Origin of the sequence: Myxococcus stipitatus DSM 14675, assembly GCF_000331735.1 — a bacterium.
Classification (GTDB): domain Bacteria; phylum Myxococcota; class Myxococcia; order Myxococcales; family Myxococcaceae; genus Myxococcus; species Myxococcus stipitatus.
The window spans coordinates 2,453,569-2,478,412 of the sequence record NC_020126.1 but is presented as its reverse complement, the minus strand read 5'-3'; the positions used below and the strand labels follow the sequence as shown (position 1 = coordinate 2,478,412).

General features: G+C 68.1%; 25 protein-coding genes. 10 read left to right on the top strand and 15 right to left on the bottom strand.

Going from position 1 to position 24,844, the window contains the following annotated elements; all coding sequences use genetic code 11:
• Positions 1 to 65 precede the first annotated feature (65 nt).
• The 3 genes from MYSTI_RS40610 to MYSTI_RS41670 form a co-directional block, all read right to left on the bottom strand.
• Positions 66 to 752 carry a FadR/GntR family transcriptional regulator gene (locus MYSTI_RS40610; RefSeq protein WP_015347620.1) on the bottom strand — a complete coding sequence of 229 codons (687 nt, stop codon included), beginning with the start codon at positions 750 to 752 and terminating at the stop codon, positions 66 to 68.
• A 102-nt stretch (positions 753 to 854) separates the two neighbouring features.
• Complete coding sequence (locus MYSTI_RS09970) at positions 855 to 1,796, bottom strand: DUF808 domain-containing protein (RefSeq protein WP_015347619.1); 942 nt, start codon at positions 1,794 to 1,796, stop codon at positions 855 to 857.
• Between the two features lie 108 nt (positions 1,797 to 1,904).
• Positions 1,905 to 2,627 (bottom strand): YciI family protein, encoded by a 723-nt coding sequence (locus MYSTI_RS41670; RefSeq protein ID WP_015347618.1) that lies wholly within the window; start codon positions 2,625 to 2,627, stop codon positions 1,905 to 1,907.
• Between the two features lie 298 nt (positions 2,628 to 2,925).
• On the opposite strand from MYSTI_RS41670, the gene MYSTI_RS09960 reads away from it, so the two are divergent.
• The gene (locus MYSTI_RS09960) at positions 2,926 to 3,984 is read left to right on the top strand and encodes an aldo/keto reductase (RefSeq protein WP_015347617.1); all 1,059 of its coding nucleotides are present in this window, start codon (positions 2,926 to 2,928) and stop codon (positions 3,982 to 3,984) included.
• A 3-nt stretch (positions 3,985 to 3,987) separates the two neighbouring features.
• Here MYSTI_RS09960 and MYSTI_RS09955 read toward each other — a convergent pair whose 3' ends face one another.
• Positions 3,988 to 4,674 carry a hypothetical protein gene (locus tag MYSTI_RS09955; protein ID WP_233278224.1) on the bottom strand — a complete coding sequence of 229 codons (687 nt, stop codon included), beginning with the start codon at positions 4,672 to 4,674 and terminating at the stop codon, positions 3,988 to 3,990.
• Positions 4,662 to 5,555, bottom strand: a complete 894-nt coding sequence (locus MYSTI_RS09950; RefSeq protein ID WP_015347615.1) for an endonuclease/exonuclease/phosphatase family protein — start codon at positions 5,553 to 5,555, stop codon at positions 4,662 to 4,664. Before MYSTI_RS09950 ends, MYSTI_RS09955 begins: the two co-directional genes overlap by 13 nt.
• Positions 5,556 to 5,740: 185 nt before the next feature.
• On the opposite strand from MYSTI_RS09950, the gene MYSTI_RS09945 reads away from it, so the two are divergent.
• Together MYSTI_RS09945 and MYSTI_RS09940 are read left to right on the top strand one after the other, a co-directional pair.
• On the top strand, positions 5,741 to 6,616 hold the full coding sequence (locus MYSTI_RS09945) for a hypothetical protein (protein WP_044279441.1): 876 nt from the start codon (positions 5,741 to 5,743) through the stop codon (positions 6,614 to 6,616).
• A 340-nt stretch (positions 6,617 to 6,956) separates the two neighbouring features.
• A complete protein-coding gene (locus tag MYSTI_RS09940; protein WP_044279439.1) occupies positions 6,957 to 7,766 on the top strand; it encodes a hypothetical protein in 810 nt (269 codons plus the stop codon).
• A gap of 269 nt (positions 7,767 to 8,035) precedes the next feature.
• Here the strand turns inward: MYSTI_RS09940 and MYSTI_RS09935 are convergent, their stop codons facing one another.
• Complete coding sequence (locus tag MYSTI_RS09935) at positions 8,036 to 8,440, bottom strand: RidA family protein (protein ID WP_015347612.1); 405 nt, start codon at positions 8,438 to 8,440, stop codon at positions 8,036 to 8,038.
• A 103-nt stretch (positions 8,441 to 8,543) separates the two neighbouring features.
• On the opposite strand from MYSTI_RS09935, the gene MYSTI_RS09930 reads away from it, so the two are divergent.
• The 3 genes from MYSTI_RS09930 (at position 8,544) to MYSTI_RS09920 (ending at position 11,989) form a co-directional block, all read left to right on the top strand.
• On the top strand, positions 8,544 to 9,446 hold the full coding sequence (locus tag MYSTI_RS09930; RefSeq protein ID WP_015347611.1) for a LysR family transcriptional regulator: 903 nt from the start codon (positions 8,544 to 8,546) through the stop codon (positions 9,444 to 9,446).
• 84 nt (positions 9,447 to 9,530) lie between these two features.
• Positions 9,531 to 10,820, top strand: a complete 1,290-nt coding sequence (locus MYSTI_RS09925) for an amidohydrolase family protein (RefSeq protein ID WP_052350969.1) — start codon at positions 9,531 to 9,533, stop codon at positions 10,818 to 10,820.
• Positions 10,821 to 10,831: 11 nt separating this feature from the next.
• Positions 10,832 to 11,989, top strand: a complete 1,158-nt coding sequence (locus MYSTI_RS09920) for a hypothetical protein (RefSeq protein ID WP_015347609.1) — start codon at positions 10,832 to 10,834, stop codon at positions 11,987 to 11,989.
• A 10-nt stretch (positions 11,990 to 11,999) separates the two neighbouring features.
• On the opposite strand, the gene MYSTI_RS09915 is transcribed toward MYSTI_RS09920, so the two are convergent.
• The 5 genes from MYSTI_RS09915 to MYSTI_RS09895 form a co-directional block, all read right to left on the bottom strand.
• Positions 12,000 to 12,416 carry a VOC family protein gene (locus MYSTI_RS09915; protein ID WP_015347608.1) on the bottom strand — a complete coding sequence of 139 codons (417 nt, stop codon included), beginning with the start codon at positions 12,414 to 12,416 and terminating at the stop codon, positions 12,000 to 12,002.
• Positions 12,417 to 12,597: 181 nt separating this feature from the next.
• The gene (locus MYSTI_RS09910; RefSeq protein WP_015347607.1) at positions 12,598 to 14,346 is read right to left on the bottom strand and encodes a hypothetical protein; all 1,749 of its coding nucleotides are present in this window, start codon (positions 14,344 to 14,346) and stop codon (positions 12,598 to 12,600) included.
• A gap of 183 nt (positions 14,347 to 14,529) precedes the next feature.
• Positions 14,530 to 15,531: an RNA polymerase sigma factor gene (locus tag MYSTI_RS09905; protein WP_015347606.1), complete on the bottom strand. Its 1,002-nt coding sequence runs from the start codon at positions 15,529 to 15,531 to the stop codon at positions 14,530 to 14,532.
• Positions 15,528 to 16,091 (bottom strand): dihydrofolate reductase family protein, encoded by a 564-nt coding sequence (locus MYSTI_RS09900; protein ID WP_233278223.1) that lies wholly within the window; start codon positions 16,089 to 16,091, stop codon positions 15,528 to 15,530. The genes MYSTI_RS09905 and MYSTI_RS09900 overlap by 4 nt, the downstream gene beginning before the upstream one ends.
• Before the next feature lie 144 nt (positions 16,092 to 16,235).
• Positions 16,236 to 17,042: a helix-turn-helix transcriptional regulator gene (locus MYSTI_RS09895; protein ID WP_015347604.1), complete on the bottom strand. Its 807-nt coding sequence runs from the start codon at positions 17,040 to 17,042 to the stop codon at positions 16,236 to 16,238.
• Positions 17,043 to 17,130: 88 nt separating this feature from the next.
• Between MYSTI_RS09895 and MYSTI_RS09890 the strand changes: the two genes are divergently transcribed.
• Together MYSTI_RS09890 and MYSTI_RS09885 are read left to right on the top strand one after the other, a co-directional pair.
• Positions 17,131 to 17,859 (top strand): hypothetical protein, encoded by a 729-nt coding sequence (locus MYSTI_RS09890; protein WP_015347603.1) that lies wholly within the window; start codon positions 17,131 to 17,133, stop codon positions 17,857 to 17,859.
• A gap of 231 nt (positions 17,860 to 18,090) precedes the next feature.
• Positions 18,091 to 18,777: a hypothetical protein gene (locus MYSTI_RS09885; RefSeq protein ID WP_015347602.1), complete on the top strand. Its 687-nt coding sequence runs from the start codon at positions 18,091 to 18,093 to the stop codon at positions 18,775 to 18,777.
• 39 nt (positions 18,778 to 18,816) lie between these two features.
• Here MYSTI_RS09885 and MYSTI_RS09880 read toward each other — a convergent pair whose 3' ends face one another.
• Together MYSTI_RS09880 and MYSTI_RS43730 are read right to left on the bottom strand one after the other, a co-directional pair.
• The gene (locus tag MYSTI_RS09880) at positions 18,817 to 20,613 is read right to left on the bottom strand and encodes a putative metal-binding motif-containing protein (RefSeq protein ID WP_015347601.1); all 1,797 of its coding nucleotides are present in this window, start codon (positions 20,611 to 20,613) and stop codon (positions 18,817 to 18,819) included.
• The gene (locus MYSTI_RS43730; RefSeq protein WP_052350968.1) at positions 20,610 to 21,473 is read right to left on the bottom strand and encodes a tetratricopeptide repeat protein; all 864 of its coding nucleotides are present in this window, start codon (positions 21,471 to 21,473) and stop codon (positions 20,610 to 20,612) included. Before MYSTI_RS43730 ends, MYSTI_RS09880 begins: the two co-directional genes overlap by 4 nt.
• Positions 21,474 to 21,616: 143 nt before the next feature.
• Between MYSTI_RS43730 and MYSTI_RS09870 the strand changes: the two genes are divergently transcribed.
• Complete coding sequence (locus MYSTI_RS09870) at positions 21,617 to 22,327, top strand: phytanoyl-CoA dioxygenase family protein (protein ID WP_015347599.1); 711 nt, start codon at positions 21,617 to 21,619, stop codon at positions 22,325 to 22,327.
• Between the two features lie 7 nt (positions 22,328 to 22,334).
• Here the strand turns inward: MYSTI_RS09870 and gcvA are convergent, their stop codons facing one another.
• On the bottom strand, positions 22,335 to 23,270 hold the full coding sequence (gene gcvA / locus MYSTI_RS09865; protein WP_015347598.1) for a transcriptional regulator GcvA: 936 nt from the start codon (positions 23,268 to 23,270) through the stop codon (positions 22,335 to 22,337).
• Positions 23,271 to 23,409: 139 nt separating this feature from the next.
• On the opposite strand from gcvA, the gene MYSTI_RS09860 reads away from it, so the two are divergent.
• Positions 23,410 to 24,147 (top strand): FMN-dependent NADH-azoreductase, encoded by a 738-nt coding sequence (locus tag MYSTI_RS09860; protein WP_015347597.1) that lies wholly within the window; start codon positions 23,410 to 23,412, stop codon positions 24,145 to 24,147.
• Positions 24,148 to 24,157: 10 nt separating this feature from the next.
• Here MYSTI_RS09860 and MYSTI_RS09855 read toward each other — a convergent pair whose 3' ends face one another.
• Positions 24,158 to 24,742 carry an alpha-ketoglutarate-dependent dioxygenase AlkB gene (locus MYSTI_RS09855; protein ID WP_015347596.1) on the bottom strand — a complete coding sequence of 195 codons (585 nt, stop codon included), beginning with the start codon at positions 24,740 to 24,742 and terminating at the stop codon, positions 24,158 to 24,160.
• Positions 24,743 to 24,844 lie beyond the last annotated feature (102 nt).

Here is a 24,844-nt window from a genome sequence, read left to right as displayed (position 1 = left end):
TCCCATCTTGGTTACCAAGTTGAGCGGACAAGCCAATACACACACCGGTGCCGGCCACACCGGGTTCAGCGGGAAGCAGGGGCGAACGTCGGACGGATGGTCGCGAGGTAGAAGGGAACCGGGTCCTGGCGCGACAGCAGTTGCTTGGCGAGCACGTGGTAGAACCAGCGCAGCTCGTCGGCCTTGCCATCCAGCGGAGCGCTCGGGTCCACCCAGCGCTCCCACAGGGCCATCTCCATCCGCATGATTTGATTCCGGCCCATCGCGGTGACGTGCCGCCAGAAGTCCGTGTCGAGCTGGCGGGCCCGCGCCTCGGAGGGCTGGACGGGACACGCCTCCACGAGCGCGAGCAAGGCGCGCCGCTCTTCGTCGGTCGCCTTGCGATGCGCGGCGTCGAGCATCATCACCACGTACAGGAGCCGGTACTCGACCAACTCCTCACGGAGCCGAGCGCCTCCGCCTCGAAGGCGGGAGCCATAGCGGAAGAGCAACTCCAGCGCCCGGCCATCCGCGGCGGCGACATCGAGCACGCGCGAGGCCCCACCCTGCCGCGCCTCGACGAGTCCCGCATCCACCAGCGTATGCACCGCCTGGCGCGCGATGATGCGCGAGACACCATGCGTCTCCGCGAGGACCCGCTCCGGAGGCAGGGAGTCCCCCTCCTTGAGCTTGCCGTCGAAGATGGCGATGCACAGCGCCTCGAGCACGAGCTCCGCGGCACGCTGCGGCTTCTGTCGGGACGAGCCTGGCACACCGCCAGTCCTAACTTGGTTACCAAGTTACGTCAAATCAATGAAGGGCCACGGGGGCGCGTCAGAGCCGCACGCGCGCCGTGACCCTTCGGGTGCTCCCTGCTACTTCGCGCGCTTGTTCTTCTTGAACAGCTTCTGGCCCACGGTGAAGAGCAGCACCGTCACGGCTCCGGCGCCCAGGCCCACCGCGGCGTTGAGCAGCATGGACGCAAGGCCCCCCAGGACGCTGCCCACCCCCGGCACCGTCGAGGCCCAGGCGGTGAAGGACTCCTCCGCGTGGTGCAGGCCGGAGATGCCGTGCACGAGGATGCCGCCCCCCACCAGGAACATGGCCGCCGTGCCCGCCACGGAGAGGAACTTCATCAGCATCGGCGCCGCGCGGAGGATGCCCGCCCCCAGCCGGCGCTGGAAGGCGCCCGCCTGACGGGTGAGGTACAGGCCCGCGTCGTCCAGCTTCACGATGCCCGCCACCAGCCCATACACGCCCACCGTCATGATGAGCGCGATGCCCACCAGGACCGAGACGCGCGTGGCGAAGTTCACCGCGGCCACCGTGCCCAGGGTGATGGCGATGATTTCCGCGGAGAGGATGAAGTCGGTGCGCACCGCGCCCTTGATCTTGTCCTTCTCCAGCGCCACCAGGTCCACGGCCGGATTCGCCACCGCCTCGCGCAACTCGGCCCGGTGCGCCTCGTCCTCCTCCTCGCTGTGCAGGAACTTGTGCGCCAGCTTCTCGAAGCCCTCGAAGCAGAGGAACGCGCCACCCACCATCAAGAGCGGCGTCACCAGCCAGGGCGCCAACGCGCTGATGGCCAGCGCCGCGGGGACCAGGATGGCCTTGTTGACGAGCGAGCCCTTCGCCACCGCCCACACCACCGGCAGCTCTCGGTCCGCGTTCACGCCCGTCACCTGCTGGGCGTTGAGCGCCAGGTCGTCTCCAAGCACGCCCGCCGTCTTTTTCGCCGCCACCTTCGTCAGGATGGAGACGTCATCCAGGATGGTCGCGATGTCGTCGATGAGCGCAAATAGACTGCTGCCTGCCATGGAGGTCTTCCGGGCTGAAGGGTGGAGAAACGTCTTACGACCCTCCTGGATTAGCACACTGCCCCCCCCAGGGCACGGCCTCACCGCCCCTGGAGGGCGCCCACCGAGTCACTCCGCCAGCAGGCGGACATCGATTTCGCGGACCTTCACGACCGCGCCGAAGCGCGTCGACCACTCGACGGCCTCCTCCTTCGACGGCAGCTCGAGCACCGCGTAGCCCGCGACCAGCTCCTTCGACTCCGCGAACGGTCCGTCCATGACCGTGTGCCGCCCACCCTCGAAGTGGACGCGCGAACCCCGCCGCGTGCTCGCCAGCTCCGCGGAGACCTGGAGCACCCCCACCCGCGTCATCTCCTCGAAGAGCACCTTCAACCGCTCCGCGTGCCACGGCTCTCGCGGCAGGTCCTTCTCCGAGCGCTCATCCGCCATGTGCAGCGACAAGAAGCGCAGCGGCGCGTTCTCCGGCTTCGGCCCCATGCCCACGTCCCACGGCTCGTTGACAGCCCCCAGGACCAGCTCGACATCACCCACCGCGGCCGCGAACTTGTCGCACCAGGCGAGGGCCTCCTCCTTCGACCGCACGCACATGAGCGTGAAGCCGGCCACGCGCTCCTTCAGGTCCGAGAACGGCCCCTTGGTGAGGGTCCTCAGGCCCTTCCTGTAGGCCAGGTGCATCCGCTGCGATGTCGGCTGGAGCCCTTCGCCCGAGACGAAGATTCCCTTCTGCAGCGCCTCCCCGATGAGCTGCCCCACCCCCTCCATCTCCTCGGGCGTCGGCGGGGTCCCCTTCTCCATCTCCTCCGTCACCTTGTGCATGACCATGAACTTCATCGTGTGAGTCTCCTGGGTCGAGCCGGGCCGAATGCCTTGCCTCTGCCACGGCGACGAACCCACTGGAAGCGAATCGACACGGCCCTCGATTCCTCCGGACTCCGGAGGAAGTGCCCCGAGACTCCCTTGGATTTCCAGCCACTTGCGCGCCCCCAGCCTCCATGCTCCGGGCCCGCGGCACCTGTGAATTCAGCGCCCAGGCGCTGTGCCTCGCGACCTGTTTCATCCCAGGGGGCGTGGTCGCTACATGACGCACCGTCGGCCGGAGCAGTCCCAAGGGCCGGAAATGGAGCAAGTCATGGAGTATCGACGTCTAGGGGCCTCCGGGCTTCAGGTGCCTGTCCTCAGCTTCGGCGCGGGCACGTTCGGTGGGCAGGGGCCGCTGTTCAGCGCGTGGGGCGACACGGGCATCAGCGAGGCGCGGCGGCTCGTCGACCTCTGCCTGGAGGCGGGCGTGACGCTGTTCGACACCGCCGACGTGTACTCGAACGGCGCGTCGGAGGAGGTGCTCGGCGCGGCCATCAAGGGACGGCGCGACCAGGTCCTCATCTCGACGAAGGCCTCGCTCCCGACGGGCGACGGGCCCCAGGACGCGGGCTCCTCGCGGGCCCGGCTCATCCGCGCGACGGAGAGCGCGCTGCGGCGGCTGGGAACGGACTACATCGACCTCTTCCAACTGCACGCCTTCGACGCGGGCACGCCCATCGAGGAGGTGCTCTCGACGCTGGACCAGCTCGTGCGGCAGGGGAAGATCCGCTACGTCGGCGCCTCGAACTTCGCGGGCTGGCAGCTCATGAAGTCACTGGCCATCGCCGACCGCCACGGCTACCCGCGGCACGTCGTCCACCAGGCCTACTACTCGCTCGTCGGGCGCGACTACGAGTGGGAGCTCATGCCCCTCGCCGTCGACCAGAACGTCAGCACGATGGTGTGGAGCCCGCTCGGCTGGGGCCGCCTCACCGGCAAGGTGCGGCGCGGGCAACCCCTGCCGAAGGAGAGCCGCCTCCACCAGACCGCCACCATGAGCCCCGTCGTCGACGACGAGCACCTCTACCGCGTCATCGACGTGCTCGACGACATCTCGAAGGAGACGGGGAAGAGCGTGCCTCAAATCGCGCTGAACTGGCTGACGACCCGGCCGACGGTCGGCAGCGTCATCATTGGCGCGCGCAACGAGGCGCAGCTGCGCGACAACCTCGGCGCCGTGGGGTGGTCGCTCTCGAAGGAGCACCTGGCGAAGCTGGAGGCCGTGAGCTTCCAGACGCCGCCCTACCCCTACACGCCCTACTACAACCTCGACGGCTTCACGCGGCTCAACCCGCCGCTGTTCCCTCGGCCGAAGGACGTGAAGCCGTAGCCCTCACCGTCGCCGGGCGTCGTCGCGCCACCAGCGCAGCGTCAGCCCGGCATGGCCGGTCATCGGACGCCGGCCTCCGCTCAGCTCCATGGGCAGCTCGAAGCCCCCCTCGGCGCGCACCTCGAGGTTGGGCTTCAGGCGATACGCGATGCCCAGCGAGCCGCCGGGAGCCGCCAGCAGGTGTGAGCCATTGAACCGGCCTTGCACCGCCGTGAGCGGCCCCGCGAAGGCCCCCGTCAGCGACGCGCCTCCGGTGAGTGTCCACCGCCGGCTGACCCGCCAGTCCAGCAGCGCCTGCGCGCCGAGGCGCAGGTTGATGGGCTCCGAGTAGTTGTTGGTGACGGGCACGTACCAGAGGCCCGCGCTCGGGGCGAGCGACAGGGTCCACGAAGGGCTCTCGAGGACGCGGTGCCGCGTTCCCAGCTCCAGGCCCAGCAGTGTGAGACGTCCGCCCCAATCCCAGCCCTCCCCCGCGCCCTTGCGGAAATGGAGCTCGGGGATGGGGAGATAGGCTTTCTCCCGGCCGTGCTCGAAGGCGATCGCGTTCATCGACACGCCGACTTCGGTCGTCCCTACGGGCGTCGTCGCCGCGCCCAGGTTCCGCGCTCCGCTCAAGCACCCCGGAGCCATCAGGAGGACGCCCCCTACGCCCAGGGCGCGAAGGGTGAGCCGAGACATCACTGGGGCCATGCGAAGCGCACCCAGACCGGATGGTGGTCACTGCCCGCGGGGCGCCTGTCCACGCCGCGCTCCAGCACCGGCAGCCCCTGGGCGAAGACATAGTCGAGCGGCAAGCCGCCAATCACCGACTCCACGGTGTCCCCCACGCCCTCCGAGGCCCATTGGAAGTTCCGCTTCGAGAACAGCTTCACCGTCTGCCCCTGGCTCCCCGGGTCGGAGGTGTTGAAGTCGCCGGCAATCACTCGCAAGGGTCCGCTGCCGTCGATGGCATCGATGATGGCCTCCGCCTGGTCCAGCCGTCCGCCCAGCCCGACGATGGGCGTGGAGTTGTGCACGGAGACCAACTCCACGGGGGTGCCATGGACATCCACCGTCGCGATGACGGCGATGCGCCGGCGCTGGTGATACGGGTCGTCGTGCGGAAGGTGGAGCTTCCTGTCCGCGATGATGGGCCAGCGACTCAGCAGCGCGTTGCCGAAGTCCCCTCCATCCACCTGCACGGAGGCCGGGTAGTAGACATAGGTCATCCCGAGCTCCCTCGCGATGCGGTCCACGGCGGGAGCATCCATCTCCTGCATCGCGATGATGTCCGCGCCCGCGAGCGGGGAGCGATGGAAGGCCGTGATGGCCTCCGTCACGTGCTCGGCGAAGGAGAGGTTGAAGGTGACGACGGTCAGCGAGGACGGCGCCTCCTCCGGGCCGGAGGCGGGGACCCGATGGTCTCCGCCATACCGAGGCCCCTCCTCGTCCGTGTAGTTCTCCGCGAGCGGACACCCCGTCAGGAAGACCAGCGCGAGGAGCATCCACGGTGAAAGGCCCCGCAGGCGTCGAAGATAGACAAGCGGGCGAGCACCGGGCGAGGCCTGGGCGAGCAGCAAGGACAGACTCATCGCGCAACTGAACGAAATGTGACGCAAAAGATTCCGTTCACCCAGGTCTCGGCGGGTGGGCCGCCCCCTCCCGTGGAGCCAGGGCCACGGGGCGAGCGCATGCCTTGAGAGGAGTTTCGCGGAATCCATGGCAGACTGAGAGGATGTTCGACTGGTTCCGAAGGAGATTCCGTGGCACCTCGACCATGCCGCGCCCGTCGGAGCTCTCGAACGCCGTGCGGATGAAGGCCGCTTCTCCACCAGACAAGGCACCGGGCGCCATCCCCTGGGGATGCTGGGTGTGGATGGATTTGCCATGGCAATTCCAGGAGCGGTTTCTCGGCTTCACGTACGTCGACCCGGACGCGGGGCTGTCCGCCAAGGGAGGCCCCGAGAGCTCGGAGGAGCTCATCGAGCAGCCCTCATTCACCGTGCGGCTCCCCGGAGGCTTTCCCTTTCAGGTCCTCACGTCCGAGGAGGTCTCCGCGCGGGGCCTGCCCGCCACGCCGTCATGGTTGGTGCACTACGGGCCCCAGCCGGACCCGGAGTCTCCTTGGCGCAAGGACCCGTCTCTCCAGGGGCTCTTTCATGAGCGGCACCCGAACGACTTGCAGGTGATGGTGCATGACGGTGAGCCTCGGCGGACGCAGCGCGCGCCCGAGATGTGTTGGGTTCGCGTCCTGCGCGCGGAGCAGGGCCCGGCGCGGCGGGCGCTCCTGAATCTCGAACAGGCGACGCCGTCGCAGGTGGACTCGCTCGGCGACACCTGGGTCTACGTCGCCCGGCTGCTCAACGCGCCTCACCAGCTCCGAGGCATCCGCCAGGATGATGAGCTCCGCTTCATCACGGGGACGGGCCTGGCCCACCCGCTCCAGGTGACGGAGAAGTATCTCCAGGAGCGGGCGAACTGGCTCATCGCGCCGTGCGACAAGTGCGGCTGGAGCGAGGCCTTCGATGCGCCCAGCACCATGGCGCGGCTGCGCTTCCCCGAGATGCCCCCGGACTCGGACGTGAAGACCTTCAGCGCGTTCTGCCCGCTGTGCGGAGGAATCCAGCTCCTCGCGCGCGAGGACGTCAACTGAGAATCCATCGGGCGGTCCCTTCGAACACCCGCGCACAGTGACGCCCACAGGCGTCGAGCACCACGCTGCCGGGTCCTCGAGGTCCTCCCTCGAACCACGGAGGTCCTCCGTGCAATCACTGCCGCGACTGGCAATGTTTGCCCCGTCCTCGCGGCAAGCAGTGCCATTCCTCACGCGTCCCGTCCCGGAGCATGCCCTGGCACTCGGGTTGCTCTCCCCGGGCTCACTCCGTGATTCGGACCCGCATGACGCGGTGTTCCGGTCCGGAGCCCCCTCGGCCACGCTCGGGGTGCGGCCTTCCGCTCGCGCGTGGCTGTCATTGAATGGAACGGGTCTCTCCGTGCGCAACCTCCTCCTCGCCCTCCCTCTCGTCACCTTCACCGCCGCTTGCGGCGGCGAGCCCCTCGCCGCCGACGTTCCCGCCGTCGCCGATGAGGCCATCGGCCAGGCCGAGCAACAGGTCAGCCTCTCCGGCACCTATACGTGGCGAACAAACCAGGCCGAATTCACCTACACGTCCATCGGCACCTCCACCAACCGCACCTGCTTCCTCACAGGCCTCGGCGGCAGCCTCCAGCCGGCCACCCCTGACGACATCAGTCGGGCCTTCGCCGGCGCCCACCTCCTCGGGGACCAGTGGGTCGTCTCCATCAACCAATACGTGGACAGAGCCCTCTCCACGAACGTCCAGTGCGTCAACACCGCCGCCAACCGCACCCCCGAGGTCGTGTGGTCCAAGGGCGAGGCCGCCAAGCTCCTCGGCGCCGTGACGCCCAACCGCCGCTGCTTCCTCACCCGGATTGAAGCCTCCGGCGCCTTCGACTCCACCGCCGACTCCGTCCGCGTCTGGAATGACAACATCAACTGGTACCTCGGCGGTGACCTCGCCGATGACGGCGGCGCCCGCGCCCTGTGCGTCGACTTCCCTGAAGTCCACGGCAATTGGCTGTTGATCTCCGGCGCTGACGCCATCCACCACGACCTCGCCTACAACCCGGGTGGCGTCGCCTGCTTCCTCACCGAGTTCGGCGGCCGCTTCAATCAGGACAGCTATGACGACGGCGTGAGCGTCAGCTACAACGCCGGCACCCGCACCTGGGAAATGGACCTCTCTCCCGTCAAGCGCGGCCGGGCCGTGTGCGTCAAGTAATCCCTCTCACCTCGAGACCTGGGCTCGTCTACAGCGGGCCCAGGTTCCTGTCCCAGGCCTCCCGCACCGCGCTCGAGTCATCGAAGCGCACCCCGTCGCCCCCCAGGACCTGTTCCCATACCAAGGCACGAAGCGCCCCGTCAGGAACACCGAGCCCCCCGCGGCCCCTCCGAAGCGGTGGGCGTCCGCCCTGGCATGTCTTGCCTCGTCGGCTTCCGCCGCTCCCATCCCCGCTCGCTCGATTTCGCAACCGGTTCCAGCGACGTGGCTCAGTCCACGACCGCGGTGGCTTCAATCTCCACGAGGTAGCCCGGCGCGAAGAGCGTGGAGACGCCAATGAGCGTGGCCGGCGCGGGCGCGCGGTGCACTTCCTGGGAGACCCGCTCGATGCCCGCGAGGAAGTCCGGCATCTGCTCGGGCTTCCAGTCGACGACGTAGAACGTGAGCCGCACGACGTCCTTGAACGAGGCCCCCGCGGCGGCCAGGGCGGTGGAGACATTGCGGCACGCCTGCGCCACCTGTCCGGCCAGGTCGCCCTCCGCGACGAGCTGCCCCTGGGCGTCGCAGGAGACCTGCCCCGCGATGTGTACCTGCCGGGTGCCGGTGGCGATGGCCACCTGGCGGTAGACCTCGGTCTTCGGGAGTCCTTCGGGGTTGAGCAGGACGACAGGCATGTGAGTGCTCCGGTTGAAAGTGTCGGGTGGCTCGTATAGCGAGACCATTGACGACCGGGAGTCCCCACTGCGCCGACGCGGGCGCGACAATGAAAGGCCCTCCATGAAGCGCGCCCCGTGGGATGAGATGCTCGCGTTCATGGCCGTCGTGGAGGCGGGGAGCTTCGTGGGCGGTGGCCGGGCCCTGGGATTGACGCGCTCGGCGGCGGGGAAGGCCCTGGCGCGGCTGGAGGCGCGGCTCGGGGTGCGCCTGCTCCATCGCACCACGCGACAGGTGAGCCTCACCGATGATGGTCGCGTCTTCCATGAGCACTGCCTGCAGGTGCGCGCGGCGCTGGATGACGCGGAGGCGAGCGTCGGTCAGCGTCCGGGGACACCTCGGGGCGTCTTGCGGCTCACGGTGCCCGATGCCTTCGGGCGACTGCTGGTGCTGCCCTTGTTGGAGGAGTACCTGCGGGCCTGGCCCGAGGTGCAGGTGGAGGTGAGCATCACCGACCGCGTCGTGGACATCATCGAGGAGGGCTACGACCTGGCCGTGCGCATCAACGTGTCCAGCCCCGACATCCGACTGGTGTCACGGCTCGTGGGACAGGACGAGGCGGTCGTCTGCGCCGCGCCCGCGTATCTCCGAGCGCATGGAGCACCCGCCTCGCTGGAGGCGCTCGCGGAGCATGACTGCTTGCACTTCTGTAGCCGGACGCAGCGGCAGCGCTGGCGCCTGCGCGAGAAGGGCGGTGCGTGGGTGAGCGTGGAGGGACGGAGCCGGCTCCGCCTCGACAGTGGCGAGGCGATTCGGAATGCCGCGGTCGCGGGCCTGGGGATTGCCTATCTCCCGCGCTTCCTGGTCGACGAGGACCTTGCCCGTGGCCGGCTCGAGGCCCTGTTGCCGACGTGTGCCACCGACCCCGTGCCCATCTCGGCGCTCTACCCGAGCAAGCGCTTCCTCCCGGCGAAGGTGCGGCGGTTCATCGACCTCATGGTCGAGCGGTGGCGCACACAGGCGTGAGGCCTTGATGCCTCCTGGGGCCGATTGTCGCAGGGGGTGGCGGGCCGTTGGTCAGCGGCCCAGGCCGATGTTAAGAGCGCCGCCATGACGACACGGCGGAGTGGCTTCGTGGGGTGGAGTGTCCTGGCACTGGGATGGGCCGCGCTCTTCGCGAGCGGCGTGGGCTGCCGGACGCTTCCTGGGGCAACGACAGACATCGCGCGAGGTGAGCCGGCGATTGCGCTCGTGGGAGGGACGATTCATCCCGCCCCTGGCGCCGCGTCCATCGCCGATGGCGTGGTGCTCATCACGGGCGGCAGGATCAGCGCGGTGGGGCCTCGGGACAGCGTGAGCCTTCCGGAGGGGACCCGGGTCGTGGATGTCACGGGGCACACGGTGCTGCCCGGGTTCTGGAGCAGCCATGTCCACTTCACGGCGCCTGTCTGGGAACAAGCCGCGACGATGCCGGCCGCGCAGCTCGAGCGCCAGCTCCAGGACTTCCTCCTCCGGTATGGCTTTGTGCGTGCGTATGACCTGGGCTCCGCGCCGGGCGTCCTGGAGGCCATCCAGCGGCGCATCCAGAGTGGAGAGGTGCGAGGCCCCGGGCTCCTCGGCGCGGGGGGTGGCCTGGTGCCGCTCCATGGCGCTCCGGTGTACCTGCCGCCGGGCACGTTGCCAGAGGCCACCACTCCCGAGGTGACGCGGGCCGTGGTCCAGCAGGCGCTGGACGCGCAGGGGAAGGATGCCATCAAGCTCTTCACCGTCTCGGTGACCCGGCAGCGGCCCTTTCCGGTGATGGCGGGCGACAGCATCCGCGTGGCCACGCAGGAGGCACATGCTCGGGGCAAGCCCGTGTTTGCCCATCCCACCAATGTGTCGGGAGTCACCGCGGCGGTCGAGGGAGGCGTGGATGTGCTCGCGCACACGGTCTCCTCGGCCGAAGAAATCCCGGAGGCCCTTCAGCAGCGCATCATCGCGGAGCGTGTCGCGCTGATTCCCACGCTGTCGCTGTGGGAGCCGGAGTTCAAGCGCGCGGGTGCGCCCGAGGACGTCATCGCGCGCCAGGTGGCGGCCTCCCAGAAGCAGCTCGCGCGCCATGTGGCGCTGGGCGGACGCGTCCTGTTCGGGACGGATGCGGGCTACGAGCCCGATGTCAGTCCCCTTCGTGAGTATGTGTTGATGAAGGAGGCGGGGATGGACTTCCACCGCATCCTGGCCAGCCTGACGACGGAGCCCGCGGCGCAGTTCCATCAGGCGGAGCGGTTCGGACGCCTCGCGCCCGGCCTGGACGGAGATGTCGTCGTCGTCCAGGGAGACCCCACGCGGGAGATTGAAGCACTGTCGCGGGTGCGGCTGACCTTGCGCCAAGGGCACATCGTGTTCCAGGCGGAGTGAGCGTCCGCTCCATGACCGAGAAGCCCCAGCCCTCCGATGTGGAGCGTCAGCTCGAGGGACGTGCCGCCCTCGTCGTGGCGGCTCGGGACGCCCAGGCCGAGCTCGAACAGGTGCTCGCGAGTCGTGGGTGGCAGCGCGAGCTGGCGCGAAGTCCGACGCGGATTGCCAGCCTCGTGAGCAACGCGGAGGCCGTGCGCGAGGCCCTGTCTCGCATCCATCGCCGCGCGGAGGTGGAGCGCTGGCCCGCGAACACTCCCGTGCTCCAAGCCGCGAGGAAGGTCGAGGAGGGCCGAGCGCGGCTTCACACCCTCGTGAAGAAGCGGTTGGAGGCCCTGGGTGTCCTCGCGGGAGAAGCCTCCCTCGAAGCCGCGCTGACCCGACTCGAGGCGTTGGCGCGACAGGCCTCGAGCTGGGAGCCGGACCTGCGCGAGGTGCTCATCTTCGAGACCCAGGCAGGATGGAGCCGCGCATCGTTGCTCGGACCCGGCGCGGGTTGGCGAAGCTGGATGCCGGGAGCCGGGAGGGTGCGGCTCACGAGTGAGCGATTGCTCTGGCGCTCCGCGCTCAAGGGACCTCGGTGCGTGCGACTGGAGGCCCTGCCCGACGAAGGACTCCCACTCAACGCCACCACACGCGAGCTTCGTGCGAGCCCCGACTGGGGCGTGTTCGCCCGAAGCCAGGCAGACGCAGCGAACCTGTCCGCGCTCGTGGAGTTGGTGAGATGGGCGCCTCTGCGAGAGGCCCTCCGCACCGGCGCACGGCTGGAGTCCGTGGCCCTCTTCTCCGCGAAGCACGGAGCGTCCCAGGGACACTGCGTCCTGACCTCCGAGCAGTTGTCATTCATCCCCAAGGGCCAAGGCCCTCAGGCCCTTCGCGCCATCACGGGCAGGGGCACGTCTCTCCCTACGTTCGACGCGGACCGGCTGGTGGACCTGCTGCGGTGGCTGCCCAAGGCGGACTTCGACTCCGCCCTGGAGCGCGTCCTCACGGCATCGGCTGGCAGGCGATGGGCTCGCACGGAGGTGCGGCTTATCGAGGAGCTGTTCATGACCACGCAGCTCGCCCAGGAAGCCCTCCGCTTGGATTGCGGCGGAGAGCTGCTGCTGGGCTTCCCGAAGGACGCCCAGGAGGTCATCGCGAACGGGATTCTTCGCACCCCGCCCGCATGAACGAAGCCCTCTAACCCTTCGCCACGTTGAACATCCAGCGGATGCCGTAGCGGTCCTGGAGCGCACCGAATTGCGCGCCCCAAGGAGCCTCGATGAGGGGCTGGCTGACGGTTCCACCCTTCGAGAGCGCGTCGAACGCCGCCTTCCCCTGCGCCGCGCTGTCGATGTCGAGCGCGACGTGCGTGGAGCTGCCTGGCGTCGGCTTGTCCTCCGGGGAGCCGTCGCTCAGCATGAGGGTCGCGCCGCTGTCGAACTGAATCACCGCGTGCGCCACCCAGTTCTTGATCGCCGCGGGACAGTCGGGCTGCATGTCCCCGAAGCGCTGAAGCGTCTGCACCTTCGCCCCCAGCGCACCGCTGTAGAAGGCAATGGCCTCCTCCGCCTTGCCGCCGAACACCAGGTAGGGGGTCGCGCTCTTGATTGCCATGGCAGGTCCTCTTTCGCTCAATGTGCTGGCCCGTCCATCGGAGCCTTTGCACTCATTGACGGCCCAGGACCTCGAAAATCATCGGTCGCCCACCCGACAGCCCGACCACACATGCGCCTACCCGGCGCCCCGCCCGAGCGCGCGTCGCTCCTGCTGACACGACGCGCGCTCCGAAGCGGGCTCAGTCCTTCGTGCAGACCACGTCGTCGACCTGCAGGTGGTCGCGGTCCGCCACGCTGCGGCTCGGGTAGAAGAACAGCCGCCAGTCGCGCACGTTGCCCGTGAACCGGAAGAACACCGGCTGCCACTCGTTGCTGTCGACCACGAGGATGTCCGTCTGCTTGCTCCAGCCCGCGCTCGAGTAGATGCGGTGACGGATGTTGCCGTGGCCCCTCACCCGATAGGAGCAGGAGTAGTTGCCGCTCTCCACGTTGAACTTCACGGAGGAGAAGCGCTCGGCGACCTGGATGGGCACCACGAACTGGAGCGCCGTCGCTCCGCCGTGCACCACGCTCGTGTAGGGCACCAGCCGCGAGGCCTTGATCTCCGTCCCGGGGTCCGCGATGCCATTGTCCATGCCGTACCAGGAGACCGGCAGGTAGTGGGTCCCCTGGTACGGAACCGAGAACGTGTCCCAGATCTCGAAGCCACCGTTGGGGATGATGTTCGACGCGTGGCTGGCGGCGACACAGCGACGGGTCGACGGGTCACACGCCGGCAGTTCGCCACGGCAGTCCAGCGTCGTGAAGCACGCCCCCGGAGCCAGCTCACACACGCCGCTGGTGGGGTTGCACGTCGTCGCGGGGTTGCTGCACGTGACACCCGCGCACGGGTTGCCCTCGATGCACTGGTGCTCGGAGAAGTCGCAGAGCGGCGTCTGCGGAGTCCCCGCGCAGTCCGCGTGACGCGTGCAGCGGCTCTCGGCGACCACGCACCGGTTCTCCGCGTCACAGACCTGCCACTCGCTGCAATCCGTCGCGCTGTTGCAGCGGCCGGAGAGCGGCTCACACGTCGCGGTGGCATTCACGCACCGCTCCCACGACTCACAGCTGACCTGGTCACACGGCTCGGGAGTGCGCGTGCAGCGCACGTCGTCGATGACCACATGCCCACCCAGGGTGTTCCGAACACTGAAGATGAGCTCGAACGTGTCGTAGATGTCGCTGGCGACGTTGAACGAGTACGTCACCGCCTTCCACGCGTCGGGGTTGACGGTGGTGTAGGACGAATAGGAGGAGTAGTCCGTGCCGTAGAACGCGTTGCGGACCTCGCCCTCGCCCCGCGCCTGGTAGGTGCAGGTGTAGCGGCCCGAGGGCATCGTCATCGCCTCGGTGCTGAAGCGCTTGTGCGTTCCCGACGGGTTGACCAGCCGGACCGCGTTCACACCCTCGAACGCCTGCGCCGTCACCTTCTGCACGTCCGCCCTCTCGATGTTCGACGTGCTCCCGAACCACCGCGTCGGAAGCGCACCCGGCCACTCCTCGAAGCCCCAGTTCGCGATGACGCTCACCGGCGCCCCGCCGCCATCCGGCGTCTCCGAGCCCGAGTCCGGCGTCCCAGGACCCGAGTCCGGCGTCCCAGGACCCGAGTCCGGCGTCTCCGAGCCCGCGTCCGGAACCTCGCCACCCGAGTCCGGCGTCTCCGAGCCGGAGTCCGGAACCTCGCCACCCGAGTCCGGCGTCTCCGAGCCGGAATCCGGCGTCTCCGAGCCGGAGTCCGGAACCCCGCCCCCCGAGTCCGGCGTCTCCGAGCCGGAGTCAGGAACCTCACCGCCTGAATCCGGGGTCTCTCCTCCCGAGTCCGGCCTGTCGGAGCCCGAGTCTGGCCTCTCGTTCCCCGCATCCCGCGGAGTCTGTCCAGCGTCGGGCGTCTCCGCCGGGTCTGAACCTCCGCATGCGACCAACAAGACCAGCAGCGAAGTCAGACACATCCGAAACAACGTCAAGGCAAGCCTCCGGTTTTCAGGAACTTTCTTCTCGTATCACATTTCTCCTCAAACAAAGCCCCGGGACAGACAGGACCCACCCTGAGTCCCAGCGAGGGACTCGGGCAGACCTTCCGTCACAATCTGTATTGGAATCAGGCCCCGAGCCGCGCGGCCCCCGAGCCGTTCTCAGTGCCGGGCCGGCCAATAGCGATAGCCGTTGACCCGGTAGGGAACCTGGAGCTCCTCGCACACTTCCCGGATGACGTCGGGCGTGAAGAAGTAGTTGCGGACGCGGACGATGGCGTCGCCTTCCACGTCCACGGTCATCACGGTGCGGACCTTGAGCCCGTCGACGTGCTCGTACCAGAACAGGAGCAGGTGCGTGTCGCGGTACGCCTGGACCGAGCACCGGGGGCTCGTGACGAGGTAGCCCTCCAGCAGCTCGGGAGGAACCCCGCCGCGCTCGTCGAAAGTGATCGGCGCGAGCGTCCCGGCGAAGGAGCCCGTGCGAGGGTCCGCGGGAGCCTCCGTCCCGTACTCCGTGACGACTCCGACAATCTCCACCACCGCGTTGTCGAGCAGCAGCGAGGTGAGCCGCCCCAGGTCTCGCGCGTTGAACGCCTCGCAGAAGGCATCCAGCACCCTTGGCGCCACCGTCCGCGCGGAAGAGGACTCCGGGTCCGCCAGCCGCCCGCGACCGCGATGCAGGGCCGCCTTCACCCCACCCACCGTGGTGGAGAGCGCGTCGGCGATCTCCTCCAGGGACAGCCCGAAGACATCCTTGAGCACCACCGCCGCGCGCTCCTGCGGGGACAGCTGGACGAACAAGGTGCCGGCCGCTTCCCGAGGCTCGCGCGCGTCCACCCGCGCCGAGGACACCTCGGGCGGCTCGCGCGTCACGACTTCCTCGAAGCGGGAGCGCCGTGCCCGGTCCATCCAGAGGTTGGAGGCGATGCGGAACAGCCACCCCCGAGGGTTGGGGACTTCGTGAAACAAGGTCCCCAACGTCACGAACGCGCGCGCCAAGGTGTCCTGCGCCAGGTCCTCCGCGGCCCAGGGGCTGCGCGTCAGGTAGCGGCAGTAGCGGTAGAGCTCCGGGCGCATCGGCTCGAAGACATCCAGGAACCGCTGCCACGACGACTTCACGCCATCGCCGAGATTCGACAGGTCCTTCGTGGGCGTGCTCATGAGCGGACCGGCTCATAACACAGCACGGTGAGGCCCTTTCCGAGCTGCGTGGTGCGCACCAGGTTCAGCTTGTGTGTCCCGGGAATGTCTCGGAACCACGGTGTCCCGCCGCCGAGCAGCACGGGGTGGACGATGAGCCGGTACTCATCCACCAGCCCCAGCCGCGTCAGCGTGCCGACCAGGCCCGCGCCCGCCCAGGCGACGAGCGGCTTTCCGGGCTCGCGCTTGAGCGCGGTGAGGTGCTCCAGGACGTCGTCCTTGATGATGCGCGTGTTGCGCCAGGTCGCGTGCTCCAGCGTCCTCGAGAGGACGACCTTGGGCAGCGCGTTCATCTTCTGGGCGAAGGCGAGGTCGCGCTCCGTCCGAGGGTTCTTCTCCGCGTCGGGCCAGTAGCTCACCATCAGCTCGTACGAGCGCCGCCCGTAGAGCGCGACGCCGACCGAGTCGAGCATCTCGTCGCAGTACTGCTCGAACTGAGGGTCTCCATCGAGGAACCAGTCCAGCTCGTGGTTCGGACCTTCGATGTAGCCATCGAGGGACACGATGAGGGAGACGAACAAGCGGCGGGGGGAGGGCTCTGGAGTTCTCGGGTCCATCCCCTGGAGACGAACGAGGCCCGCGAAAGGATACGGGCCCATTTTCCAAGCCGAAGGGACCGGGCCGAGCAGGGCTCTGCCTCCGGGTCGCCTCTCCCCTGTCTGGACTCAGACCCTTCCGGCCGGGCCCGCCAGGTCTTCGTCCTGCATCAACAGTCGTGGTGGGCGAGGCAGGGACGCGGCCTTCGCGAGCAGCTCCGCGCGGCTGCGCACCTTCAAGCGCCTGTGCAGGGCCTTGCTGTAGTCGTGCACCGTCTTGGGACTGAGGCCCAGCCGGTCCGCCACCTCCTTCTCACCACAGCCCGCCTGGAACAGGGACAGCGTCTGCTGGAGCCGGCGCGGCAACTGGACCTCGCTCGCCTCCTTCCACAGCACCCCCAGCTCCCCGTGCAGGTGCCCGACGAGCTGTCGCTCCCGCTCGTCGAAGGGCCGGTCCGAGTGGGCCCTGAACAAGAAGACGAAGTGCATCGCGCGGTACTCGGGCACGTGGAGCACGGACAGGAGATAGTGATTGAGCCGGGCGGGCCGGTAGTGCTCGTTGAAGATGATGGACTTGTACCAGCGCTGGTCGCTCGCGAGCTCCCGCCGGTGGAGCGTGAACGAGCGCACCCCCAGCGCCGAGATTCGCTCATCCGAGGGGTCCAGCTCCGCCTCGGGACGCTCACACACCTGCATCCAGGTGCGTCGGTCGGAGTGGGTTCCCCAGCCCAGGTCGACAGCGCCCAGGTGACGCGGCGGCGCCAGGAGGCCCCCCTCGGGTGTCTCCGCCGAGAGCCCCACCTGCGCCCCCACGAGCGTGCTCAGTCCGGTGAGCAGGTGGCGCCGCCACGCCAGCGTGTCATGGCCCAGTTGCTTCAGCTCGTCGAGCAACCGGAAGGCACCGCGAGCGTCCCGCCACGTGACGAAGTCGGACATGCCTCAAGACTCTATCCCCTGTTCAGGGGAATGGTCACCCCGAGGCCAATCCCTATCCTGGTCACCTCTCGTCACGGAGGTACCCACGATGAAACGGATTCTCGAGACAGTGCTCTATGCGGCGGCCCTGGCTGGACTTGGAGGCTGTGGCTCGGAGGAGCCCGGGCTCAAGGTCTTCGCCCCACAGGAGACCGTCCAGGGACGGAGCATCACCGATTGGACCGAGGCCTGGTTCCGCTGGAACTTCGAGGTGCCCGCCCACCAGAACCCCGCACTCATCCTGGAGGAGGACTGCGGCGTCGGCCAGGACGCGCCCGTCTTCTTCGTCCCCGTGTACGACGGGGACACGACGTACCGCAGGACGTGCCGGGTCCCCGCCGCGAAGCCCGTGCTCGTCCCGCTGTGGGTCATCATCAACGACCACCCCTGCCCCGACCCCGACTTCCAGCCCGCGCCAGGACAGACGCTGGAGGACTTCCTCACCCAGGGCGCCTTCGCCTTCAACGCCCAGTTCCGAGACCTCAAGGTGACGGTGGACGGACAGGACATCGACCCGGCCGCACACCGACACACCACGCGGATGTTCCACTTCGCCGCGGACCCCAGCCTGGTCGGAAAGCTCCCCGACCCCTGCCTCCAGGGCACCTCGCAGCCGGGCGTCAGCGATGGCTGGTGGCTCATGCTCTCCCTCCCCCCCCGGGGAACACGTCGTCCACGTCACGGGCGTGTCTCCCACCCAAGCCCCCATCGACTACACGTACAACCTCACCGTCAGCCGGTGACACGCGGTCGAAATTCTCCGCCTCGCAGAACTTGAAGTGACGCAACACCTGCGAGGCGGAATCTGCGCAATGAATTCCTCGAAACACCGTAATGATTGCACTACGGGGAGCAACCTTTGCCACGCCCCTTGGTACGTGACACCCTTCACCCTGAGCCAATCACTGACTCACCTCCCTGGCGCACCTCGTGCCATCGCGGAGTTCCATTCCAGGAGAGCCTCTTGAACATTGTTCGATACAGTGTCGCTGTCGTTTCATTGTGTCTCATGGCCTGCGGAAGCGTGGAGGAGGCCCCCACGCCGGAGGTCCTCGAGGAGCAGACGTCGGAGCTCCGGACGTGCAACACGTACCTCGACTGCAGGAGTGGCTGTGGCTGCATCAGCGGCGTCTGCGCGACCGCCATCGGTCCCCCGCCCCCGGCGGGCTACTGCGACGTCCCGCCGGTGCGCGCCTGCACCACGGGGGCGGACTGCACGAACGGCTGCCTCTGCTCCAACAACGTGTGCGTCAACGACGGCGGGTTCAGCCCGCCCGCGAACTGCCTGCTCGCGCCGGCGGACTCGTATGAGAGCGACAACTCCCACACGTCGGCCACGTCCTACGTGGGCACGCCGCAGCTCAACCACAACTTCCACCGCGCTGGGGACCAGGACTGGGTGCTGGGAGCCACGAACATCAACATGCTGATGACCGTGGAGATCTACAACCTGCGCAACGTCGGCGGGCTGCGCGTGGAGCTCTATGCGTACAACTACGACACCCGGACGCTGGGCACGCTCCTGGCCAGCACCAGCTCGCTGGTCTGCTCGGACATCGCGCAGCACTGCATGAAGTTCAAGGTCTCCACCAACGTGGCGCCGGGCGTCTACGCGGTGAAGGTCGTCGACACGCGCAACGTCCCCGCGGGCTCCGACTGGCGCCCGACGCCCACGTATGACCTGAAGTGGTACTGAGCCGCGCGTCTCACGCGGCCCAGGACACCGTGTAGGGTGTCACGGCTCTGGATAGTGGAACACGCGGCCACGTCCCACTATCCAGAACTCCCCCGCGCCGGTCATCGAGATGCCGTACAGGGGGGCAGCCGCCTCGGGCAGCCGCGGATGGGTTGCCCAGGTGTTGTGTTTCGTCAGGCGGCGCAGCTGCCCCTCGGGGCTCTTGTCGACGATGTAGAAGTCGTCTCGCGGCGACTTCACGACGCCGCTGAAGTCAGCCGTCACGCCGAGAGGTGGCGGCACTCGCCTCCACAGATCCTCAGATACCCGGGTCCAGACGCCGCCCGAATCTCCCACGGCGCAGGCTGGACCTTCGGAGGAGCCGCCCACGGCGTTCATCGCCCCTTGTATCGCTTCTGGCCCCAGGCTCTGTTGAACCCACACACTTTGGAATTTGTGGTAGCGCACGACCCCTGTCTGGCCGCCCCCTTCGCGCCGGGTCGTCGACATCAGGAGATCCCCCGCTTCCGCCGATGCCGCAATGAGGCCCGTGAAGCTCACGGAGCTGACGCGGCCATTCGTCGACTGAATGGCATCCTTGCCCGCCGTCCACTCCCAATCCCTCCAGTAGTACAAGGCGCCATCCGCCGTCACGAGATTCAAGGTCGTGGTCGGACCGGTTTCGAAGCCCACCAGCCCCACCACACCCTGCCGTTGAGGCATCGTCTTCTGATACCGACACTCCTGCCCGTCATGGATGGCAAGCTGACCGTTCGAGCCTCCCAGATACACCCATCCCTCCGAGTCCACCCAGGCGGTGTTCCAGTCGACATTGCCATCCGAGCAGTACTTGCCAGTGGCTGGTGGACTTCCGTCCGGCAGACTTCCCTCCGGCAGGATCCTGCCCAGCGGCTGGGTCGTGCCCGCCTCGACGCCGTAGCTGAAGTTCTCGAACTTCATGCCCCGCGCCTTGCGAACCATCAGCCGGCCCCCCTCCCCCGCAATCCAGACCGGGTAACCACTGGGTGCTGACACCACCGTCCTCCACACACTCCCGCCAGAGGGGTTCTTCAGGTGGTAGTCGGTGACCTCCTTCAGCGTGCCACCGCATGACAGTCCTTCGTCGACGGCACCGTCGCAGTCGTTGTCGATGGCGTCACAGATCTCGATTCCTGCATTGCCGACCGTGGGGTCGCCGTCCTCGCAGTCCAGGCTGTTCGTCACGTAGCCGGGCCGAGACGCCGCGCGCCCACAGACCACGGCTGCCTCTGCTTCTTGCTGAGTCCCCTCTCCGTCCCCATCCCGGTCGAGATACAAGGTCGTGAGGCCTTCATTGACAACTCCGTTACAGTTGTTGTCGAGCTTGTCGCAGACCTCCGGCAGACCGGGAGACCTCGCGGCCGCGTTGTCGTTACAGTCCGTGCCCCGAAACTCCAGCCCCGGGGAATCAGCCATGTACCCATCGCCGTCCGCGTCATGAATCGCCAGCGAGACATCACGCGCAGGGAACCTACTGGCGCCACGGTATTCCGCTTCGCCCTTGGCGACGACGTTCCCGGCACAGGTCTGCTCATGCGCCGTGATGAGCAGCTTGACGCCCCCCCTCCAGTCCGGCCGGCGCATCAGAGTGAGCGTCAACGGCGGAGTCATGGATTCAAGGTCAGAGATGGTTTCCAACACGACAGCCGTACCTTGTCCCGACGGCCCCATGACCTGGATGCAGCCCACCTTGTAGGTGTCGGGATACTCAATGAAGAGATACAGCTGCCGTTCATCCATGACCGAGTCTGGAGAAGGGACACTGCATCCCGCGAGCAGGAGCACCGCCGCCACGAACCCCCTATCCAGGCGCTTCATCGCGCACCCTCCCGAGTGTCGAACCCTTCTTTCGAGCCGAAAAGCAGCCACGTCGTCAGTGCACCCGCGACCGCGACCCCCGCGGTGCCCCAGAGCCTGTTGGCCGTCGTCGCGCTGCCCTGTGCCTGCCGGAGTTCCCATCGCACTTCTGCCTCCGCCATCGACCTGCGTGCGGCATCCACCTGTGATCGGGAGCGCAGTCCGAAGAACACCCCCGAGCCACCGGCCGCGACGCCCGCTCCCATCAGCACCAGGCTCGCCAGCGGGACGGTGCGGCCCGCCACCCGAAAGCCCATCTCGTTCCGTTCCGCGTCGAGAGGTCGCGCGCTCGGCGGGAGGAGCAGGGGCGTTCGTGGCTCGGCGGAGGCCAAGGGCGCCTCGGGCGGCATCAGCGTCGGACGCGGAGGCACCTCCGAGGCAGGCAGCGGGCCCCGCGAGACCTCGCCAGATTCCGCGAGCACGGTTTTCGCTGCGGTCTTCACGCCAACGTCCGGAGGGGCCACTCCCTTCTTCTTGGCCCGCTGCCGCGCCAGGGCTTTCTCCCGCTCGAACTCGAAGACTCCCACGACCTTCGGGGAGACCTTGAGAGGAAGCTCGGCCTCGAGGCTCCGCCAGAGTGCGGCGCGAAAATCGGCACGAGCGTCCTTCCACTGACCCAGCTCCGCCCGAATGATTCCCCGGAGCAAGAAGAGCGAGATGGCGTCCTGAGGTGCCTGCGGCAGCTTCCGAGCCTGGTCCAGGACGGAGAGCGCCTGCTCATACTCGATGGCCTCGAAGAGGCGCACGGCCTCGGAGAGCTTCTCCCGCACACCTTCGTCGGCATGTGCGCTCCCCGCGGACATGAACAGGACAGCACACACGACGACCCTCGATATCGTATCCATGGTTGCGACTTGCCCCTGTGTCCCGGAACCCAACGCACCCGATACGCACTGCTCCACTTTCGGTTTCAGTCGGCCCATCCGCCCTGGACGGAGCCATCTGGGTATGGCTGGCTGGACCCATGGACTGGCGAGAGACCTTCATCCAGGAGCTGCGCCGCGACGGGTTCGCGCTGCGCCCCCAGGCCGCGTCCCCCGAGCTGCTGTCGCTGCTGGAGAGCGTCTTTCCGCCCTCGACCACCGCGCCGTCGGAGGCGCCCAGGCGCGGAGGGCAACGCAACGTCCTGGATGTCCCCGCCGCCGTCACAGCCGCCTCGGAGGGCCTGGGTGTCCGCGCCCTCGCGCAGTCAGTGCTTGGTCGGGAGTGCTTCGTGGCCAGGGCCCTGCTGTTCGACAAGACCGCCGAGGCCAACTGGAAGGTCCGCTGGCATCAGGACCTCACCATCGCCGTCCGCGAGCAGCGCGAGACACCTGGCTTCGGGCCCTGGACGCACAAAGAAGGCGTCACACATACACTCGCGCCGGACTCGCTGCTCAACCGCATGCTGGCCCTGCGAATCCACCTCGATGACTGCGGCGAGGAGAACGGCCCCGTCCGAGTCCTCCCCGGAACCCACCTCCAGGGACGGCTCACCGAAGCGGACATCAACGACAAGAAGGCACGCATCGCCCCCGTGACGTGTCTCGCGCGCCGAGGCGATGTCCTCGCGTTCCATCCCCTGCTGCTTCACGCCTCCTCGCCCGCGACGAAGCCCGGCCACCGACGCGTGCTCCACCTGGAGTTCGCCGCCGATGAACTGCCGGACGGGCTCGAGTGGCGGTGGAAGGTCTGACGCGGCGTCAGCGCCGACGAGGGGCGTTCCCCTTCCGCTTGCGCACCGGAGCTCGCGCCTCGAGCTTCTTCGCTTCGGAGAGCAACCACTGACGGATGGGCGCCAGCCGCTCGGCATGGCGTGGCGTCTCCAGGTGGACGAGGTGATACGCGAAGCCGTCCAGCTCCGGCCCGAAGGGCTGCACGAGCGCCCCGCTGGCCAGCTCCTCCGCCACGAGCACCAGGCTCACCATCGCGATGCCCTGTCCCGCGATGGCCGCCTGGATGGCGTGTGACTCATCGGAGAAGCGCAGCTCGCCGCCCGGAGCCCGGTAGCGCCGCCCCGCGCTCGCGAACCATCGGCTCCACGTTGGAGTCGCGTCGTCGACCCGGCGCCACTCGAAGTGGATGAGCGGATGACGCCCCAGGTCCTCCACGCCCCCCACGCCCAGGCGAGGACTGCACACCGGCGCGAAGCGGTCTTGGAACAGCAACTCCGCGCGCAGGCCCTCGTGTGCCCCTCGGCCGTAGCGGACGGCCAGGTCCACGCCTCCCGCGCGGAGGTCCACGGCTTCGTCCGAGGCATGCAGCCGCAGGTCCATCCCCGGACACGCCGCCCTGAACGCCGGCACGCGCGGCACCAACCACTTCGATGTGAAGGCGACCGTCGACGAGAGCGTGAGCACCTCCTGCGCGGGAGGCGCCCGGAGCGCATCGATTCCACGCACCAGGGTGTCGAACCCCTCTCGCATCGACGGGAAGAGCTCCTTCCCCTCCTTCGTCAGGACCACCCGACGGACGTGACGCTCGAAGAGCCGCAGCCCCAGCCACTCCTCCAACTGGCGGACCTGGTGGCTGATGGCCGTGGGCGTCACCGAGAGCTCGTCCGCGGCCTTCTTGAAGCTCAGGTGTCTCGCGGCGGCTTCGAAGGCCCGGAGCGCCGACAGCGGTGGAAGGTCCCTCATGGCACCATCATAGATGAATCAGGCTCAGCCATCGCCTGAGGAATACACGTTTGTCAGCCATGGGGCCGGCCACTATTTCACTCCCTGCCCGCTCCATGGATGAGCGGACCTCAACCGGACTCACTGCTGGAGACCTCTCATGGCCAGGATTCTTCATCTCGACTCGAGCGCCCGCTCAGGTGCCTCCGGGCAGACGCCCCATGGCTCCCACTCGCGTCGGCTGTCCTCTCGCTTCGTCACCCGCTGGCAGGCAAGCCGTCCGGGCGACACCGTCGTCTACCGGGACGTCGGGCAGAGCCCTCCTGCTCCCGTGACGGGCCCCTGGATTCACGCGGCCTTCACCGCGCCCGAGAAGCGCGAGCCTTGGATGAAGGACGTGCTCGCGGAGAGCGACGCCCTGGTGGACGAGCTGCTCGGCGCGGACCTCATCGTCGCGGGCGTGCCCATGTACAACTTCAACGTGCCCGCGCAGTTCAAGGCCTACATCGACAACATCATCCGCGTGGGCCGCACCTTCGGGTTCGACCGCTCACGCGCCGGGGACCCGTACTGGCCCCTGCTGACCGAGGCCCACAAGAAGCTCGTCATCCTCAGCTCCCGGGGAGACTTCGGCTACGGACGCGGCGAGCGGCTGGAGGCCATGAACCACGTCGAGCCGAGCATCCGCACCGCGTTCGGCTACATGGGCATCACGGACGTGGACTCCGTCGCCATCGAGTACGACGAGTTCGGCGGTGAGCGGCTCCAGCGCTCCATCGCCCTCGCGGAGGGCCAGGTCGATGCCCTCGTCGCGCGGATGCTCCGCGAGTGGACGCCGCACCCACCGCTCCCGGCGCCGCCGCCCGTCGAGCGGATGCAGGCGCTCCACGGACCATGAGGAGACAGGCTCAGGTGTCGAAGGCCCGGAGCGTCACCGAAATCCGGCGTCCCCGTGCACGCGCGGACGCCGGCACCTCGTGCGTGAAGGCCCGGTTCGTCGTCCACGAAATCACGATGACCCCGCCGTTCACCGCGGGGATGTCGGTGAACCCCTCGCCTCGCCATGGCCGCATCCGGAACGCGCGGTCTTCGCCGAAGGAGAGCGTGACGATGGGAGAGCCCTCGACGCGGTGGACGTCGCTGTCGCGATGCTTGCCGATGTAGTGCCCCACCGTGCCGTCGTACCAGTTCAAGAGGAGCCCGTTGAGGCGGACGTCGAAGGTCTCACGCGCCCACGCGAGCCACGCCTCCATCGGCGCGACCAGCGGCAGCGCCCGGTTGACCCGGCCCGTGTAGTGATAGTCGGCGCCGTAGGCCTGCTGCCACCGCGGCGTGGGGACCTGCCGGCCATGAATCATGATTTCGTGGAACTCGCTCGGATGGAGTTCCCAGAGGGCCTGGAAGCCCTCGGCGTCGGGCACCAGCTCGCGCGGAAGCTGCCCCACCACGACTTCACACGCATCTCCAAGAGGGATGGAACGAAGCTCGCTCATCTACTGAACCTACGGTCAGTATCATGCTCCGCGCAACAATCCTCGTTGACTCTCCCCCAAGGGGAGACCGCCACCCTCCGCGCATGTCACCCAGACACACCT